General features: G+C 63.4%; 1 protein-coding gene and 1 tRNA gene. One reads left to right on the plus strand and one right to left on the minus strand.

Going from position 1 to position 786, the window contains the following annotated elements; genetic code table 11:
* Positions 1-152: 152 nt before the first annotated feature.
* Positions 153-229: transfer RNA gene (locus tag IL54_RS02830), tRNA-Pro, on the minus strand.
* 167 nt (positions 230-396) lie between these two features.
* Between IL54_RS02830 and thyA the strand changes: the two genes are divergently transcribed.
* A partial coding sequence (gene thyA / locus IL54_RS02835; RefSeq protein ID WP_037473063.1) for a thymidylate synthase occupies positions 397-786 on the plus strand: 390 nt, incomplete at its 3' end.

Raw genomic sequence — 786 nt, forward strand, 5'->3', positions numbered from 1 at the left:
GGGGGTCGCCGCTTTCGACATATGACATCTGTCGAAAGCGGCTGGCCAGAGGGATGCAAGCGCCCCAGTCGCGCGGGTGCGCGAAACGAAAGACGCGCGCGGAAAGGTGTTCCCCCGCAAGGGGTTGATCTGTTCGAAGCTGTGAAGAAATGTGGTCGGGGAAAGAGGATTCGAACCTCCGGCCCCTGCCTCCCGAAGACAGTGCTCTACCAGGCTGAGCTATTCCCCGACCGATGCCGACGCCGCCGTGAAGCGACCCCGTAAGGCAGGCTGCAGCCTATAGAGACGGGTTTTCGGGCTGGCAAGCGGCGAGCGACGCTTTTTTTACGGCCGTAGCGATGCCCCGATGCGCTAAAGCCTGTGGATCACAGATTCGATTCCGACAGGACCAGCACCTTGCCCGATACGCCCCATTATGAGCAGCAATATCTCGACCTGATGCGGTATATCTGGCGGCATGGCGACGAGCGGATCGACCGTACCGGGGTCGGCACCCGGTCGATCCTGGGCGCGACGATGCGCTTTTCCCTGGCCGACGATGCGGTGCCGCTGCTCACCACCAAGCGGGTCTATTGGAAGGCGGCGGCGCGCGAGATGCTGTGGTTCCTGACCGGCGACACCAATATCCGCGAACTGGTGCGGCAGGGGGTGCATATCTGGACCGACTGGCCGCTCGACGCCTATCGCAAGGCGACGGGCGAGACGATCGACCGGGAGGCGTTCGAGGCGCGGATCATCGCGGATGAAGGCTTTGCGCTGGAGTGGGGCGATCTGGGGCCGGTCTAT

This window comes from Sphingobium sp. ba1 (genome assembly GCF_000743655.1).
Taxonomy (GTDB): Bacteria; Pseudomonadota; Alphaproteobacteria; order Sphingomonadales; family Sphingomonadaceae; genus Sphingobium.